At 47.3% G+C, this 17,692-nt stretch carries 11 protein-coding genes; 6 read left to right on the forward strand and 5 right to left on the reverse strand.

Going from position 1 to position 17,692, the window contains the following annotated elements; all coding sequences use genetic code 11:
* The first annotated feature begins 155 nt into the window (after window positions 1-155).
* On the forward strand, window positions 156-416 hold the full coding sequence (locus TSUB_RS22990) for a DUF5062 family protein (protein ID WP_087016820.1): 261 nt from the start codon (window positions 156-158) through the stop codon (window positions 414-416).
* A 63-nt stretch (window positions 417-479) separates the two neighbouring features.
* Here the strand turns inward: TSUB_RS22990 and TSUB_RS22995 are convergent, their stop codons facing one another.
* A complete protein-coding gene (locus TSUB_RS22995; protein ID WP_087016822.1) occupies window positions 480-659 on the reverse strand; it encodes an ATPase in 180 nt (59 codons plus the stop codon).
* 290 nt (window positions 660-949) lie between these two features.
* On the opposite strand from TSUB_RS22995, the gene TSUB_RS23000 reads away from it, so the two are divergent.
* Together TSUB_RS23000 and TSUB_RS23005 are read left to right on the forward strand one after the other, a co-directional pair.
* Window positions 950-1,429, forward strand: a complete 480-nt coding sequence (locus tag TSUB_RS23000) for a CreA family protein (protein WP_087016824.1) — start codon at window positions 950-952, stop codon at window positions 1,427-1,429.
* 68 nt (window positions 1,430-1,497) lie between these two features.
* A complete protein-coding gene (locus tag TSUB_RS23005) occupies window positions 1,498-4,734 on the forward strand; it encodes a response regulator (protein ID WP_087016826.1) in 3,237 nt (1,078 codons plus the stop codon).
* A 51-nt stretch (window positions 4,735-4,785) separates the two neighbouring features.
* Here TSUB_RS23005 and TSUB_RS23010 read toward each other — a convergent pair whose 3' ends face one another.
* Entirely contained in the window at window positions 4,786-7,503 is a 2,718-nt protein-coding gene (locus TSUB_RS23010; protein ID WP_087016828.1) for a DUF2339 domain-containing protein, read from the reverse strand.
* 310 nt (window positions 7,504-7,813) lie between these two features.
* Here TSUB_RS23010 and TSUB_RS23015 point away from each other — a divergent pair, with 310 nt between their 5' ends.
* The 3 genes from TSUB_RS23015 (at window position 7,814) to TSUB_RS23025 (ending at window position 13,008) form a co-directional block, all read left to right on the forward strand.
* Window positions 7,814-9,577, forward strand: a complete 1,764-nt coding sequence (locus tag TSUB_RS23015; RefSeq protein WP_087016830.1) for an ABC transporter substrate-binding protein — start codon at window positions 7,814-7,816, stop codon at window positions 9,575-9,577.
* Window positions 9,578-9,718: 141 nt separating this feature from the next.
* Window positions 9,719-11,485, forward strand: a complete 1,767-nt coding sequence (locus TSUB_RS23020) for an ABC transporter substrate-binding protein (RefSeq protein ID WP_246616484.1) — start codon at window positions 9,719-9,721, stop codon at window positions 11,483-11,485.
* 2 nt (window positions 11,486-11,487) lie between these two features.
* Window positions 11,488-13,008, forward strand: a complete 1,521-nt coding sequence (locus tag TSUB_RS23025) for a sensor histidine kinase (protein ID WP_087016832.1) — start codon at window positions 11,488-11,490, stop codon at window positions 13,006-13,008.
* Window positions 13,009-13,142: 134 nt separating this feature from the next.
* Here the strand turns inward: TSUB_RS23025 and TSUB_RS23030 are convergent, their stop codons facing one another.
* The 3 genes from TSUB_RS23030 to TSUB_RS23040 form a co-directional block, all read right to left on the reverse strand.
* Window positions 13,143-15,722 carry a family 20 glycosylhydrolase gene (locus TSUB_RS23030; RefSeq protein WP_087016834.1) on the reverse strand — a complete coding sequence of 860 codons (2,580 nt, stop codon included), beginning with the start codon at window positions 15,720-15,722 and terminating at the stop codon, window positions 13,143-13,145.
* A 619-nt stretch (window positions 15,723-16,341) separates the two neighbouring features.
* Window positions 16,342-16,896 (reverse strand): hypothetical protein, encoded by a 555-nt coding sequence (locus TSUB_RS25150; protein WP_246616485.1) that lies wholly within the window; start codon window positions 16,894-16,896, stop codon window positions 16,342-16,344.
* Window positions 16,897-16,925: 29 nt separating this feature from the next.
* Window positions 16,926-17,513, reverse strand: coding sequence for a TetR/AcrR family transcriptional regulator (locus TSUB_RS23040; RefSeq protein ID WP_087016836.1), 588 nt, complete (start codon window positions 17,511-17,513; stop codon window positions 16,926-16,928).
* Window positions 17,514-17,692: the final 179 nt, after the last annotated feature.

Here is a 17,692-nt window from a genome sequence, read left to right on the forward strand (position 1 = left end):
TCTCGAATAGAGGTATCACTCGTATCAGAATGGGTACAGCTCTCACTTTTCGTCGCAAAGACTACCTTTTCAGGCATTTAGCGATATTCTGAAACCACTTTGTCAGCAAATTAAATGCGTCAGAGCCCCAATACTCTCAAGATGGCGGAGATACAATGAAGAAGTTCAAACACGAAGCTCAGCTGATTAAAAAAGCCCTCGAAGTCGGACTGACTTATGCAAAAAAAAGAGGATATGAAGAACTTCAGCCTGGTACCCCACAGCCCGTTAAGATTGAAGTCGTTTACCGACTCCTTGTCCAAGACAAACAGATTACCGCGCTGCCCATAGACAGAGAAGACGGCCCAAACATGAAACACAAGCTGGTGATCTGGGTAAGCAAGATGTTACCACCAGGCCATGAGTGGCTACGATAACCACAATCAAAAAGACGAGGCACTTGGCCTCGTCTTTCATGTCATGGTTGCTTTTCGCGTCAACTACTCAGGCTTTTTTTCACCTGTCATGTAAGCGTGTAACAACTCTGGCGTCAACTCACCCGCTTCTTCTAACTTTTTCAACTCCGCAACGATTTTCGCTTGATCTTCCAACGATGGAATAGGAAGTTCCGGCTCTTTTTCGACTTCGATCTCATCGACCAAATTTAAGCTATCGATCATTATAGTATCCTAGTTGTAACTCTCTTCGCCGCAGTATACCTTATAGCCAAGTAACCTCAAGATGCATGTGTCATACTGCTTTTTGATTGAGTCCACTAGACCTTCAAAGCAGTGCCTCGATGGCAAACCTAGACATTCTCACAGAACAAACACCTTGAGGTGACTTGAGTACACAAAGTTATTCAAGTCTTTTAAGACCAAACGTATCGTCGCCCCCAACAAATTGCCAAGATCTGGCGATATCGTTTGGAGAGTACGCCTCATTTATATACATCGAACAGGATAGAAAGATGCCAATGATACAAGGAGTAAAATCCCTCTTCGCCGTTGCTACCCTCTCCCTCACCTTAGCCGCGTGCAGTGGTGATAATGTTGGAGACGTTAGCCTCGGGCTACTAACAACAAAAGACATAAAAATTCAAACATTTGAAGACCCTAAGATTCCAGGCGTCACCTGTCACATCAGTCATGTAAAAGCCGACCTCAGCCTCGCTGATCCTTCAGATATGGGCATTTCTTGTCGTCAAACTGGGCCAATATCAGCAGAAGAGATCGCAGACATTGATCGCTCTAAAAGTGGTGAAGTCGTGTTTAAAGCGTCAAAGAGCATTCTTTTCAAGACACTCAAAATTCGCCGTATTTACGATGCATCTGCCCAAACGCTTATTTATCTCAGCTACTCAACGAAAGAGCTAGAAGGCAGCTACAAACACTCAATGTCAACGGTGCCACTTTATGGCACAGAAGCGTGGCAACAACCTGATTCTTAATCATTAGCTCAATTGTCATGTTTCTCCTATGCTCAATAGAAGATTGATCTCGGAGCATAAGAGAAATCATGGCAAAACGGGCTATCATCACCCTAGGAACCACGCTGACCGTCGGACTCGCTTTGGCCAGTTCAGTTTTACTGGCTGGCCAGCAATATTTACTACACACCGACAACCCTGACCTGATTGCCGCCTCAGCGATCATCCTGACCACTCTCTTCGGCTCTGCCGCCGCCTACTACGCAGGCATTTGTGGTATCGGCCGCACATCAATTAGTGATGAAACTGAGGAAGTCGAAAACCCTCGCTTGTTCTTAAGCTATGACGGCCAAACACTATGGAAAAATCGTGCGATGGCAAGCTTGGTTCAAAGTGATGACGTGTCACTCTCCTTTGCCCCGCTAAAACAGCTTTTCGATAGCCATACCAGTAAAGTCTTAACTGACGCCATGGACCAGCTGACCATTTCAGGCCAACAAACCGAGCAGCTACTCCCCGTAAAACGCAACGAACACGTTATCCATGGTATCGTAAAAGCGCAGTTAATCGAATATCGAGAAAGGCTGGTCTACCACATCGAAATCATTTTTATCGAAGCTCTCCACCAGCGGATCTCCAAAAATGAGCTGCAAATGAGTTCTGATCTCCAAGAGCAGAGTTTGGCGCTAAAGAAGCACAAACAGCTACTTAAAACCGTGATCAACCATGCCAACTTCACCATCATCATTACTGACCATTTTGGCCGTATTCAAACCTTCAATCCCGCCGCTGAGCAATTGCTTGGTTACTCCGCTGAAGACGTTATCAATCGCCAACCGGCAGAACTACTAATTACCGCTGAATCGGCAGGATTTCGAGAGTATGTCGAACGCATCCTAAAAGAGAAACAACCCGACAATGGCGAACCCCACCCGGGCAAAGAGTGGCATTTTAGAAGCAAGCAAGGTGACGAGTTGCCTGTGCTGATGTCGGTTAGCCCACTACTGGGCGAGCACGGTCAGTTACAGAGTTTATTACTGATTGCACTGGATATGAGTAATCGAAAGCGCTACGAAGAAGCATTACTTGAAGCCAAGGAAGTCGCAGAGCAAGCCAATGACGACAAAAATAGCTTCTTAGCAAGTCTAGGCCATGAAATTCGTACCCCGATGAATAGCATTTTGGGCCTCTCTGAATTGCTACAGCGCACCCTAACAGAGCAAGAACAAAAACGCCTAAACAATCAAGTTATCTCCTCAGCACAGAACTTACTGTTGATGCTCCGCGATATCTCTGACCTTAGCTCCATTGAAGCAGGCAAGATCGTACTTTCACCAGCCCCATTTAACATGGATGAGCTCCTGCAAGAAGTAGCCTCCATGGTGATCGCGCAGACTGAAAACGCGAACGTAGAGCTACTGTTTAATATTGACCCTAATATTCCGTTACAGATGCACGGCGATGCGCTTCGAGTAAAACAAGTTTTACTCAACTTACTCAACAATGCCCTTCAGTACACGAGCAAAGGGGAAATCATTCTCAACCTCGCGGTCATTGAGCAAAACACGCAACATTGCACTATTGCTGGTAGCGTTTGCGACACGGGGTCAGGTATCCCGAAAGAACAGCAGACCAAGATTTTTAATATATTCCAGCAAGCCAATGGTGCCGAACCGCTGGCAAATAGTGGCTATGGATTAGGCCTTGCCATTTGCCAGCACCTCTTAACTAAAATGGGAGGACATATCTCTCTCAGCAGTGAAGAAGGCAAAGGGAGCGAGTTTTTCTTTTCCATGTCGTTTGGCGTGATTGAAAGCACGATCGATAACGTTCAAGTTCCATCAATGAAAGTGCTGATCGTTGATGATTACCCTACTGCAAGGCAACTCACGCAAAACATGTGTGACGGTTTAGGCTGGCAAACGACAGTCACTAACTCTGCAAAAGACGCACTCAAAAGTCTGGGCAGCGACCGCTTCGATGCAGTATTGGTCGACTATTCGATGCCAGAAATGAATGGTATTGCCCTGTGTAAGTTAATCAAAGAAAACAGCAGTGCAATTAAAACGATACTCCTAACGTCGTCTCATTATCCGCAACTCGCTTCTGAAATTCGTGAGCATGGCGGCCATGAGACGATTGATGGTTTTTTAACTAAACCTATCACTCCCATGCAGCTAGTGAACGCGCTAGTCAGTGAGCAGATCGCTGCATCTCCGCCACCTGTCGAGCAAGCCAGCAAGCAGTTAACCGGTATTCATATTCTCTTGGTTGAAGATAATCCGACCAACCAAGCCGTTGCTACCGAGTTGTTAAAAGAAGAAGGGGCCAGCATCGACCTAGCTGAAAACGGACTTGAAGCGCTCGATTATCTCCGAGCAAACGAACGTCCCGACATCGTCCTGATGGATCTTCAAATGCCCGTCATGGATGGATATTCAGCGACAGAGCGCATTCGATTGGAGTTAGGCTTTTCAGACTTACCCATCGTGGCGATGACAGCTAACGCACTCCCCCAAGATCGACAAGCCTGCCTCAACGTTGGCATGAACGACCATGTCGGCAAACCTTTTGAGATTGGCCATCTCGTCAATACCATCTTGACCCATACACCCGAGAAAAAAGTCAATACGTCTAAGGCGACCCAGCCCAAACCTCAACAGGTTTCACAAGCCACACATCGCCCTGCTGCCAATGACAGCCTCGTTCCCACCAATGTCCTACTATTAGGGCGACAAAATCAAATTGAACTCGAATCGGCATTGACACGATTGGGTGGCAACACCGAAATCTTCACCAAAGTGATGACCACTTTCCTCACCGATAGCACGGTTCAGGTTGAAACCGTGATCGATGCCTTACAACAGAATGATCATGAAACCGCAGGCCGCGCTTTGCATACATTAAAAGGGATGGCAGCAACGATTGGTATCAATCACTTAGCCGAACTAGCAAAGCTGCACGAGTCCCAATTTCGTAAGACAGGGGAAGTCAGTATGTCGGGTTCCGATTTACATGAACTCGGCCAACAGGTGAGCCATTACCGCGACGTCGTAGAAAATATCATTACTGACTGGAAATCAGAAAGTTCAACATCACACAGTGTTAAACGTTCAAAAATAGACCTTGCACTTGAACTGCAATGTTTAGAGCAACTCATCAGTGAACACAGTGACAAGGCCAAAACAACCTACCAAGAGTTAAGTGAAGATCTGGCGCAGTACTTTCCTGAAGAGAGCCAAACCCTCGCCGTCGCTTTAAAACGTCATGACTATCTGACAGCAAAAAGCATCTGCTTAAGGCTCGTCGATAAAGCGCGCAGTTAACCTGTCAAAAATGGGCTGCAATCCAAAGGGGAGAGCAGCCCAAGGGCCTCTTTACTGCACATCATTGACTGTCTGCTGGCGACGCTTCAACGTCTGAAACAGCCACCCCAAGCCGATGAGAGCCAGGCCTAACCCTAAAAAGCTCACCGCTCGCCAAATGCCATCGAGATAGCTGGCATCAAGTAAAAAGACCTTCAATATCGCTGCGCCCATCACGGCAAGCCCAAGCGTTTGATGGCGCACTTGGTGCTGCGAAACCGCCCAATAAGTCCATGTCGCGCCGCTCAAAATCAGCGCACCGGAATAGGTCAGCCACTCAGCCATTGACGTATCGGCTAGATAATGCAACGTGTCAACTTGCCAAAACTGACGAATGGAGAGGCCGACCCAAGCCGCGATCAAGGCGATACCACTCCAAGTAATCCATGCCGCTTCAAACGGCGGTGGTTGAAGACGCTTTCTACCAATAATGACCATGAGGATGCCCGGCAGTAACCACCCCATACTCAGGCCGTTAAACAACGGCCAAGCCGCCGCAGACACTGTTTCCTCAGTCAACGGCAGGTAAGTGGTATGCAACGCCATCATAGAATACGCCGAAACCAGCATTAGCCCGTAACGATAGCATCGATAGAAGATGATCATTGAAGTTGCCGATTTTGCTCGATGCCCATAGACAGCAATCAGCGTCAAAGACTGAATCAACCAAAAACTCACACTAGTGAAATCAACGGCTTTATAAATCAATGTCGAGCCCGTCCACCAGTAATGGATTTGCATCAGCACGATGAGCGCCAACACATGCACGGCAGCCGCTTCAAACCAGTCAGCAAGTTGGTGTTGATGACGACGTAATCGGACCATGAGATAACTCAGCACCAAAAAGGCTGGCACCCCATTCGCTATCGCCGTTGCAGAGTCCGGCAGCCAGCTAACATGCCAGTCAGCGACAAAGGGCAGCAAAGTCAAACGGGCAATCAGTAAAGTGAGCGCAACTTTCACGGTAAGCGCACGGATAAGCAACGAAGAAAGCCACAATTGCATACTCATGACTAACAGCTGCAATACGAGCAAACTCGTAAACAACGCATTATCAAACCACAGCCAGTTCAGGACTAACACCGTGAGATGCAACATCATCGTCATATCCCCACGCAGTCGCTGATCACGCCATGCTAAAAACACGAAGCCAAGACTGACAACGAAAGTCACAACTGTCATTACCATCAAACCAGATGAGACGTTACTATCGACATAAAGCAACCAAGCAATCATAGTGAGTGGCGTCGACGTCACCAACCACCAATAACTCACAACAGAGCGATAGCTAGCGCGATACTGAAGGTAATGACTGAATGTCATCACAATGAGCCACAAGGCGATACCTATTGTGACAGGCAGAGACAACACCGCGGCATCACCATAGCCGTCGATGAGATACTGGCCTTGTAACAAGGCGCCACCAATAGCTGCAGATAAGGCATGCCATTGCGCGCGATGATCGCAATATCCCTTGCGTATTTTAGGTAGCAGTAGGCAGATCAGAGGCGTAACCATCAATGCGGGTAAGAACCGAACATCGGCAGGGTCTATCCAGTTAAGCGTCACAAACAGCGCTAAAATGAGTACAGAAACAAATCCGGGGTTATACCAACCTAACTCTCGCTGTCGATACACAGCCGCAATGCGCCAGCCTTGTTGAGGAACAATCGCCAGTAAGTAGAGTGAGAGTGGGTAGTAAACCATACTCCAAACTGCAAAAGCGTTGGCAGAGCGGTCCACGCTACACATCGCAAGCCAAAATAGGTGAGCCAGAACAACAAGCGGCGGTAACCAATCTTCTCGTAACCGATGTTGAACATAAATAGCCACCGCCGTGATAGCACTAATGTACCCCATCAATACCCAATAGTTGGGCTGCCCTTCGCCAACCCAGATGGGCGCTGTATAACCACCAATCAAGCCCAGCACCGCCATCAAGCTGCCATAACGTAAGCTCATTCCAAGACTAAAAAGCGCGGTCAATGCAATCAGCGCTAATGCCAAAGTAGGCGAAAAAAGATCATAACTCACCGTACCGAACACGACCGATGTATAGATGCCTGTCATCCCTGCGGACGAGAATGTCGCCGGAATGTACTGCTTTCCGACAACACGATCGAGCGCCCAGCGTCCAGCTTGCACTTGACGATGTAGCCATTCCGACAGCATAACCACTAACACCGATAAACTGAGTGCTGACGCAATGCGCACCTCCGGTGACACTGTCACCCTACTACCGACGAACTGCATCAAGTAACCCATACCGAACACCAAGGCAACACCACCTGACCAAATCAACCAGTTGCGTTTTAAGTGTGCAGTCACATGCGAAAGCAGGATTTGAAAAGGTGTGGCCTCATCGCTGCCGTCCCATGCGTCTTGTTGACTCTCAGAAATCTTAGGATCTGCGTGGCTGTGCCTTGAGGATGCTTTTTGAGGAGGAGAGGTTGGCGTCACAGGCGCGTTTTCTGAGTGGGGAACGTCTGTGCTTAATGCGACTTCCGACGAGGAAACCGATGGAGCAAGCTCATAATCATCGATCACATCACCGTCGATGCGGGCTTTTAACTGTAACAATGCCCGCTGTGAGAGCATCATTTCAGACTTAAGGTGTTTGACTTCATCCTTGAGTCTGCGCACTTCTAAAAAGGCAAGTATCGCGATAATGGGAATAGAAACGCCACCCACCGCTATCAATACGCCCAGTATTCCGAGTAACCCTTCCATATTTCATCCCTTATGCAAAACCACCCTGCTTTATCAAACACAGCATAAATGTACACCGTTCAATTATAATAACCATCACTGTACAAAATGCAATCACATTCTCATACTAAGCCGACGAACACGCATTATACCCAAGCCACCTCAAGATGCAGGATTCAGAAGCAGACTAGCCCGTCGAGTTCAAGGCAGAGGGTTTCATCGAATTATGCCCGTTTTGACATTGCAGATTCCACCGCTTGAATAATACTTGGATCTAAGCCCCAGTTTCACTCCGCTCTCACGGTTCACCACAAAGGGATGACAAACCTCTATGAAGTTTCTTTTACCTTCAATTTGGCTACTGCTCCTTTTTCCCGGCTCGGCACTGAGCTCAGCGTTTGAGTTCGACACCGTAGAGTTTCGAGAAGATACCAGTTTAAAGTCAGTCACTAACACGCGCATAGCCGGCTCACATGTCAAGATCCATATGCCAAACTTGCCCTATATCGCATCGGCTCATGCGATAAACGGCTCTCTCGTGCGTCCCGCTGATAATGAACGAGGCTGGGAATACTACATGGCAACATCGCACAAGCAAATCACACCGACCCTGTATGAATTTTCGCTGCGTCAAGGTGTCCGCTTTCAAGATGGTACCCCCTTCAATGCTGATTCTGTGGTACTCAATATCGAGCACTATCAAAAGCAACCTTACACCTTCTCTAGGATGCATATCGTCCTAGATCGGGCTGAAAAGATTGACGATTACACCGTGCGTTTTCACCTGAAAGAAGAGTATGGATTAATGATGTACGACGCGATTTGGTTGCTGTTCTACTCACCCGCCTATCTAGAGAAATTTGGCTGGAATGGCAAACCTTTTTGCCCCAACCTAGCGGAAGCCGGCCCCTATGGCCTTGGTCCTTACATTCTAAAAGAGGGCTACATTGAAGGCGATCGCCGCACGCCGACTGCAGAGCTTGTTCGCAACCCCTACTATTGGGATCCAAATAGCCCGAAAGTCGATCGCATCACCATCATCATGGATATCTCCTCTGCAGAAGCCACCGAGCTCACCTTAAACACAGAGGGCAATATCGATATCACGCCGATCGCCTTTGGTGATGTCATGGGCACCATCTTCTCGCCTTACGGCAAACTGATGCGTCGTGCCTCCAACAATAATTATCTCGCACGCTTTAACCTCTTCACTGGCCATCCAATCTTTCGCGAGGTTGAAGTCAGAGCAGCAATCAATCGGGCTATCGATCAGCAGCTCCTTGCGGCGCTGTCCATGAACGGAGAAGGCAAGCCCACCTATGTTTCTCTTTCTGAACGTTTTTATGGCGTAAAAGAGTCGATGGCGCGCCTGCCAGCACCAAGAAAGGAATCATCACTAAACAAGCAAGTTCAGGCAGAGATTATTGCGGTCATTGACAAATACAAACCTAAGTATGGATTTGAAGAAGAAGAACAAGTCCCGCTCATTATTCTTGCCCAAGAAAGCCCGCTGTTTTTGCTCAAAGATATTAAGTATTTTCTTGAGCAAGTTAACATCGACGTCACGCTAGAGGTCGTGAGTGATGAGTCTGAAATGTTTGCCAACAACCTCGCCGCAATCAGAGGAGAAAATGCACGCGCGTTCGATATCGTTTTATGGCCAAACTTCGATTGGATACGACACCCATGGAGCTCTTTTTTCATCTTCCATTCAGAGACTGGCTGGTCCACTTTTGAGCCGGGTTCTGATGATGTAATGGATCAGCACATCAAGCGCTTTTTTGCGACCTCTAGTTCAGATCCTCACTATATCCAAGTGTTGGCCGATCTGTCTTATCATATTTATCAACAAAACTATGTCCTGCACCTTCCGACGCCGCATGCCACGTTTGCACTCAATAAAGAAGTCGTCTTTACCCCCAGTGTCTCTGCGATTTACCCTCTCTGGGATATTCAAGTCAGCGATTTGCATTGGTCAGTCAGGCAAGGAGAGTATCCAAGTGAACATCTCGTGCCTATTGCGATCCAAGATCCACGTGAGGTAGACCACGGACCAAAACTAGAGAGCGCCGCCCTTTCGCCACCGTTACCCTAAACACAAGACATCGTGACCTTAGAAACAAAAGTTACCTTAAAAGTAAAAAATACTAATTAAGCATTGGTGTGCATTGCGCTTTCGTACAGATAAACAATACTTGATCCATTATCAATGTATTTAACCAAACTGAATGAAAGCATGATGCAGTCTTTGTTCGCAGTGATGAATCACCACATTGCCGTTGCAAACAATCCGTTGGTCATCTTTTTCGTCGTGATACTCACCACGGGTATATCTGTCCAAGCTGACACCTTTCAGTTCGAGACGGTTGAATTTCGCCAAGACTCGAGTCTTGAAACCATCACCCACCAGCCTCGCGCAGGCTCGCATGTTAAAGTTTACATGCCCAATTTGCCCTATATCGCTGCGGCTCATGCGGTCAATGGTGCCTTAGTGAGACCGGCAGAGAACGAAAAAGGCTGGGAGTATGACATGGCGACCTCGCATCGTGTCATCTCACCCACTTTGTATGAGTTTACATTACGTGAAGGGGTTCGTTTTCATGATGGCACACCGTTTACCGCTGACTCCGTTGTCATGAACATCGAGTATTTTAAAAGGGATCCCTATACCTTCACAAAGATCCACTTAGTCTTAGAGCGCGCAGAAAAGATAGACGACTACACGGTACGTTTTCACCTTAACGAAGCGTATGGTTTGTTGCTCTACGATGCACTTTGGTTGCTATTTTACTCCCCCGCTTACTTAGAGAAATTTGGCTGGAATGGGAAGCCCTTCTGTCCCAATATTGCCGAAGCAGGCCCTTATGGATTAGGGCCGTACATGCTTGTAGATGGGTATATAGAAGGCGACAGACGCACACCAACAGCGGAACTGGTCCGTAACCCTTACTATTGGGATAAACGTTCACCCAAGGTAGAACGTATCACCATCGTCATGGACACGTCCCCTGAAGAAGCAAAAGCCCTCGCACTCAACACGGAGGGCAACATTGATATCGCACCTATTGCGTTTGCCGATGAGATGGAAACCGTTTTCTCACCTTATGCCAAGCTGATGCGCAAAAAAGCGAACAACAACTATTTAGCTCGCTTCAACCTCTTTACTGGCAACCCTATCTTCAAAGAACCTGAAGTCAGAAAGGCCATCAACCGCGCCATCGATCAGCACGCCTTAACCGCCCTTTCAATGAATGGTGAGGGTGTGCCCACTTTAATTTCACTTTCAGAAGGCTTTTATGGTGTGAAAGAGTCGATGGCCTTACTGCCTGCCTCTCCAGTAGAGTCTATCTATGACGAAGCGGTTCGCACCGACATCATCGCAACTTTAGACTCCTATAAGACGAAATATGGCTATGACGAGGATGCACGTATCCCTTTAACCATCATGGCGCAAGAAAGCCTTCTTTACATTCTGAAAGACATCAAATTCTTTCTTGAGCGCGTCAACATCGATGTCCACTTACACATCGTCAAAGACGAGTCTGAAATGTTCAAAAACAACCTGTCAGCAATTCGCCATGAAAACGAAATCGATTTTGACATTGTCGTTTGGCCCAATTTTGACTGGATAAAAAACCCCTGGGGTACTTTCTTCATTTACCACTCCGAGACAGGGTGGTCGACGTTCGAACCCGGCACTGATGACATGTTGGATTATCATGTGAACCGCTTTTTTGCGACGCCTTCCTATGCCGAAGACTATGTCGATACCTTGGCAGGGCTCACACAGCACCTTCACAGCCAGAATTATGTGCTGTTTTTACCCAGCCCCTTTGCCACATTTGCGGTCAATAAAGAGGTCGTCTATCAACCTCGCTCCTCCGCCTTTTATCCACTTTGGGAGATTGAAGTCAGTGACCTCCATTGGTCTGTCAGAGACGGAGAATACCCAACAGAAAAACTCGTCCCCATCGCCATTGAGGCCCCTGACGAAAGGAAATAACCATGAAGCAAGATCCAGAAGCGGCGCTATCGAAAAAAATACTGATACTGTTTCTCTGTACGACCTCGGTACTGATCCTTCAAGGTATCTACAATATCTTATCCATTGACGATGTGACCGAGTCCATCAGTCAAGTACACGAGTCAGTAACGCGTGTTAACACCAACAATCAACTCATTGCGAAACCTGTCTCAGAGCTGAGGCAAAAGACGATGAACTTGGTGATGGCGCCAAACCAAGAGACACGCGAAACACTAAAGGCCTCGATTGAAGAAGACCTAAGTCTCATTGATGCCCGCTTGAGGGAAGCGCAGCAGAACTATCAAGATAGCGATGAGCTCAATTTACTCGTCGGCAAACTGCTCAGCTCATGGCGTAAGTACAGCGATACCGTCATAAAGTCGATAAACTATTCAGACTCGGGCATCCGCGTTGCTGAGTTCATTCATATCACCACAGACAGTAAAGTGGCCTACGACGAGTTCATTGCCAATATCGGTGCTTACAACAACCACCAAGTGCAAATCTCAGAAACCATTTACATTCAAGCGCAAGAGAGCTCCAAACTGGCCTTTTGGGCCGTGGTCATAACCACGGTCACAGAAGCCATAATCCTAAAAGTAATCCTGCTTTATGTGCTTAATATTGTTAAAAAATACCTAGATAACAAACAAAAACATGCCGACCAGTTAGAAACTAAAAATGAAGAACTCCAAGACTCTTACAACGAACTGAAAACCATGCAGGGCCAATTGATCGAATCTGAAAAACATGCCTCGCTGTCAAAACTCGTTGCAGGTGTTGCACATGAACTCAGTACCCCAATCAGTGTAGGGCTCACCACTGCATCCCATCAAGAGCACATCTCCAGTGAACTCGCTGAAAAGAGTAAAGTCTCTGAAATTGAGTCCGATGAGGTAGACCAATTTATTCAAGAACATCAAGAATCTAGCAAAATAATGACGGCAAACCTGAAACGTGCCGATGAGATTGTTACCCGTTTTAAACGCCTATCAACAGACAACGTTCAATCAGAAATCAGTTGGTTTAACCTCAATGATCAGTTACGCGATATCGTTCATACTTTGAGCCCAAATATGCGCGGTATTCATGTTTACATTGAGGCGGAAGAAGAACTGGAAGTCAAACTAGATCCCAGCGTGGTGTATCACATCATCTCTAATCTGCTCATGAATGCCAAAAATCACGCCTTTGAGTTCACCAATCAGCCCAAAGTCATCATAGGACTCGCCTTGGTGGAAGAAAATCGTATTCAGATGTCCGTCAAGGATAACGGCAAAGGCATTAGCATGGAGAATCAAGCAAAAATCTTCGACCCTTTCTTTACCACCAACAAAAAGCGCGGGGGAACAGGACTTGGGCTCTCTATTGTTTACAACACCCTCAGCCATGTGCAAGGTAAGATCATCTGTGACAGCGAAGAAGGGAACGGCACCTTGTTCATCACTGAGATTCCTTGTGAAGCCAACATTTTGCCACCCAAGCGTGCGAGTGGCCGTTAAATAGACTCAAACTACCTAGCGCTTACCTCCTTACAATCAAAAAGCGAGCTGACAAATGCAGCTCGCTTTACATTGTAAATTGTACTCAAGCTACTTCACGGTGCTTGAGCCGGCAGGGTGAAAACACGCTGTCATTAATTGACTTGTGTCACACGGCTTGAGCGCTGACCAGAAACAGTACGCACCTTAACAGCGGTTGAAACGGCCACTGGTAACGTATACACCTGCCAGCTCGCACCATCATCTTCCGAGAACTCAATAGTCAGTCCCGGGAATGGGGTGTTCGCTTCCAGTTTACCTGCAACAATCCTCGCGCCTGGCACTGGCAAGTTAAATGCAACACCATCCGCTTCCAGTTGCGGCAACACACGCTGACCGAGCAGGTTGGCAAACGCGTTATAGCTTGCAGTACGCGCAGCCTCATCGACCACTTGGCCCGTTGCGTCATCGGCTTCCCAAGCCGCACTGTGCCATGCACGTTCGGCCAATGCGATCAAACGTGGGAAGATCATCCCTTCAGCTTGTTCTCCAGTTCGAACCGTCTCGGCCCATAACGAACCTTGCAATCCTGCGATGTTCTCAGGGCGCTGCAGTGATTTCACACCCGCCACCGCGAGGACATCCTCTTTCGTGATAGGCGCTCCGGCACGCGTAAAGTCTGCATTGGCAAACACATCGTCTGGCATATAACCAAAGGTTTTACGGGTATCAGTATGGCGTGGCGCCCAGTAATAGCCACGTTCGCTTGGATCCGGCTCATAAGGATGGTCAAAGTAAAAGTGCGACGCGTGATTGTAGATCACCTTATAGCCATTGTTTGCAAGGTTGTATCCGCGGTCAGCAACACCCCACTCCCAAATATTCTGCCATGCATTGCCAGTCACGTGGGTATTTGCCATCGCGGCCCTTGGATAGACAGTGCCATGCATGAGGCCATCTTCCCAACCACCTAAATCCAAACCATAGTTCGCTGTAATCGCCGCAACACGTTCAACGAAGTACTGACTGAGTTGATCTGGTGAAGTGATGCCCTTGTCGTTGTTGGCAAAGAAGGCTTCACAAACAGGCGATGCTTTCCATGCCCCAGCTATCTCATCACCACCAAAGTGGAATGTCTTCAACGACTGCACGCCTTGGTGCAAGGCAACTAACTCGGCAACGACCTTATCGACGAAAGTAAATGTCGACTCCATACAGACGTTCATCGCATTGTCAGTAAACATCTGGACTGAGAGGTAATCAGATTGATCATCGAAGTCTGTCAGTAGGTACTCACTCGCTTCTGCTGGCTTGTTCTCTGCCATTAAACGATGATAACGCGCCTCCATCGCTTTAATCGCGGCGTGCGCATGGCCTGGCATATCTAGCTCTGGAATCACTTCGATGTTGAGTGCATTCGCATACGCGAGGAGGTCACGATACTCTTGCGCGGTATAAAAACCAGAGCCCTCGTTATTGCCGTCAGGACCAGCGCCCAAGAATGGCAACATACAACGGCGCTCGTCAGGATCATGACAGCGCTTCGCACCAACCTCGGTCAACTCGGGTAATGATTCGACTTCAATGCGCCAACCTTCATCATCAGCCAAACGAAGGTGAAGTTTGTTCAATTTAAATTTGGCCATTTGGTCGAGTAGACGCTTCACCATCGCCACACTGCGGAAGTTACGTGACGTATCGAGAGAAAAACCTCGATAACCAAACCGAGGAGCATCAGTGACTGACGCTTGAGGCAGCGCTTCACCATCAAGCAACTGCAATAAAGTTTGCGCAGCATAAAAAGCGCCCGCTGCATCGACTGCGCCAATCTTCACTGCATTGCTGGCAGTATCAACATCCAGATTATAAGCCTCTGTCCAGCGAGGGTGACCATCCAGATTCACCTGCTCCCAACCAACACGAATTACTTTTTCCACATTCGGTGACCAAGCAGTAGCAGTGATACCCAACTGTGCTGCTAGATAAGCGGCTTCTGATTCATAGCCCGCGTCGTAAACAACTTGCCAACTGTTATCAATCACCAAATGCCCCGTGCCAATGGTCATATTGGCAGGCGTGGGTATAACACCCGATGCGGGCGTCAGTGAGAGATCCGCATTACGTTCAAAACGTTGCTCTGCAGTATACGGGTTATATTGGTCCACGAGCGCTGCCGAGTCATAACGTTTCCACTGTTTAGAGGAAGTAAACTCACCCACAAAGCTCAGTTCTTCATCCGGTTTGACCGGAACGACACCATCCACTTGGTTGCTGGTGCTTTGAATCAACGCGGTTACAGTGGTGCCCTTATCCTCACTCACAAGATACCAGTTAGGCATGATATCGGTTTTTGCAACTTGCCATGCAGCCCCTTCAAACGTAAAGGTTAAGTTTTCACCCGGTTGCAATGGCTGGAAATTTGCTGTTGGCGTCAGTTTAAAAATATCGCCATTGACATGAGAGATGACCACTTGGTCACTATTGACCACCGGGATCTGACGGATATGGCTAAACCAAATTTCCCAATCCGCACCGGTGATCACTTTTGACCCTTCATTGGTCAGTGAGAGCTCAGCGAGGAAAGTGTTGTAGTCGTTAAAGGTATTGTCTAACACCGTGTACTGCAAGTTGACGCTTTCTCCCAGCTCATTCAGCGCTTGCTGGTTGAGCGCATAGGCTGATGAGGCGCATAGCGAGCCAACAGCCAAAGCAAGCAAAGACGTTTTCCATTTCATTTGTGTTCTCCCGTAAATAGACAAAAGTGATACCACTGGTCTTTTTTTATGCTTAAAAAGAAATCGTGACCAACGACAAATTGCACAATAGGGATTGAGAGCAACCAATTATTCAGTGACAAAATTATTCATTACAAAAAAACATGGCAGACCCTCTCATTTTTTCGCAGCTAAAAATAAATTAAACACAAGCTTTAAACAGACAAAGAACGGAATAACTGACAAGAGTTTCCAGCGTCGTATTCACGCTGATCAGTTAATGGAATGGAAATGGATAGAATTTTGAAGTGAGATAAAGCCGACTGAGGAAATAATAATGAATTAAGAAACAACAACTTAAATTGAGGCAGTGGTTAGTAACGCTTATTTACCGTCATTTTCTCCAAGAGGCAAATGGCTACTAACGCATTGAAAATGCCGTTACCTATTGATAAACAGAGTAATTTAAGGATAAAAACGTACTCTGTCTTGGTTTTACCCCCCCTCGTCAACACCCTCTCTGAGCCACGCGATAACTGAACACAGCAAGACCTTTTGCGAAAATAGTGCGATAAGGTTCTAATTTACCGCCCTCTTTCTTTCACGGTAAAAATAAAAACAGAGATTCGCGACTAACGAATTACTCTATACGTAGCCAATTAAATGCGTCGCCATAATAGCGACAGTTTTCCATAACGGTTGCCGCATTCTCTATGTAGACTTGTTGCTTGTTCGATTGTGGGTAAGTCAAATATTCAGAACACTGCGCACTTTGGCCGGGCCCAACGACAACCTTACTACCCGGTTTGAGATCACATACCACTAAACGGTCAAGTGGCGACCATTGGTAACAGATTTCATAGTCCTCACGATATTGCGAGACCGAGCCTGCAGGCTTCTCCCAAGCCCACCAACTCCCCATCGCACTGTCCTGATAGGTGCTATTCCAAGCTCGATACAAGGTTACTTGATTGTGGTTTCGATAAACCTGACCTTCACAAAGCCCCCCTTTTCCTGCCTCCCCTAGCGCCTTACCAAGCAGTGTCGGGTCGGATAATGGAGTAAACTGCTCTGTCATTGCGAGTGGTAACGCTGTCGTACCAACACATTCTGCCGTGTCTGTCTTCGTAATTTGTTGAGTAACCGATGTACACCCGCTAAGAAAGACCACCATTAAGATGCGTTTTCTCTTCATTTTCCTCTCCTTGGAACGATTGCCTTACACTATATTCTCAAACTTGTCAGCCATACACTCAACGTACGCTGTCCTTCTTTTAATGCTTTTTGCTTATCTTGACTTTGTGCTATCCAAAGTGCGGTTTCACATAGGCCGCCATGCAGTAAACGTGCACTGACCTCAGGTGAACTGACGCCAATGATATCTTCCGCCATCAATACATTAAGCATCTTTGCAAACTGGTGCAGGCAAGCCAATTCTGAACGCGCGAGCTGTTCAGCATCCAATATTCCTGCCGCATCACTCAGATAAATTCGCACAATCTCTTCTTCTAGTGCGAACTCTAAAAAGGCATTGCAGCACATCTCTAATGCTTGCCAATTAAATTCTGCACGCGCCGACACCGCGCTAAGACGCGCATTCAACTCGCTATCTAATTGCTGGTATACCGCCCAAAACAGCCCTTTCTTATCACCGAAATGGTGATAAAGTGCGCCTCGCGTCAACCCCACTTTTCCTGTGAGGGCATCCATCGCTGTATTCGCATACCCTATCGAACCGAACTGTCGACGGCCCGTCGCAAGCAATTTCAAGCGTGTTGCTTCCATCATTTCAGTGCGAGATTTAGCGCTCATAGTAGTTCCTTGACTTATCGATGCAGGGTTTATATTTGAATTTAATATATATTGTCAACCCTGAATCCCCATCAAGCATTCAACACATTTGGAAAACAACAATCATTGAGTAAACAAAGATAGTGCATATACTCGTGCACTAAGAGTACAGAACGCGACAAATGATCAATTGGCCACCA

Origin of the sequence: Thaumasiovibrio subtropicus (genome assembly GCF_019703835.1) — a bacterium.
Taxonomy (GTDB): Bacteria; Pseudomonadota; Gammaproteobacteria; order Enterobacterales; family Vibrionaceae; genus Thaumasiovibrio; species Thaumasiovibrio subtropicus.

Excerpts from the sequence above, each read along its gene's own strand:
- TSUB_RS23015 (WP_087016830.1), top strand. The coding sequence starts at position 7,814 with ATGAAGTTTCTTTTACCTTCAATTTGGCTACTGCTCCTTTTTCCCGGC.
- TSUB_RS22995 (WP_087016822.1), bottom strand. The coding sequence starts at position 659 with ATGATCGATAGCTTAAATTTGGTCGATGAGATCGAAGTCGAAAAAGAG.
- TSUB_RS23005 (WP_087016826.1), top strand. The coding sequence starts at position 1,498 with ATGGCAAAACGGGCTATCATCACCCTAGGAACCACGCTGACCGTCGGA.
- TSUB_RS23010 (WP_087016828.1), bottom strand. The coding sequence starts at position 7,503 with ATGGAAGGGTTACTCGGAATACTGGGCGTATTGATAGCGGTGGGTGGC.
- TSUB_RS25150 (WP_246616485.1), bottom strand. The coding sequence starts at position 16,896 with ATGAAGAGAAAACGCATCTTAATGGTGGTCTTTCTTAGCGGGTGTACA.
- TSUB_RS22990 (WP_087016820.1), top strand. The coding sequence starts at position 156 with ATGAAGAAGTTCAAACACGAAGCTCAGCTGATTAAAAAAGCCCTCGAA.
- TSUB_RS23025 (WP_087016832.1), top strand. The coding sequence starts at position 11,488 with ATGAAGCAAGATCCAGAAGCGGCGCTATCGAAAAAAATACTGATACTG.
- TSUB_RS23000 (WP_087016824.1), top strand. The coding sequence starts at position 950 with ATGCCAATGATACAAGGAGTAAAATCCCTCTTCGCCGTTGCTACCCTC.
- TSUB_RS23020 (WP_246616484.1), top strand. The coding sequence starts at position 9,719 with ATGATGCAGTCTTTGTTCGCAGTGATGAATCACCACATTGCCGTTGCA.
- TSUB_RS23040 (WP_087016836.1), bottom strand. The coding sequence starts at position 17,513 with ATGAGCGCTAAATCTCGCACTGAAATGATGGAAGCAACACGCTTGAAA.
- TSUB_RS23030 (WP_087016834.1), bottom strand. The coding sequence starts at position 15,722 with ATGAAATGGAAAACGTCTTTGCTTGCTTTGGCTGTTGGCTCGCTATGC.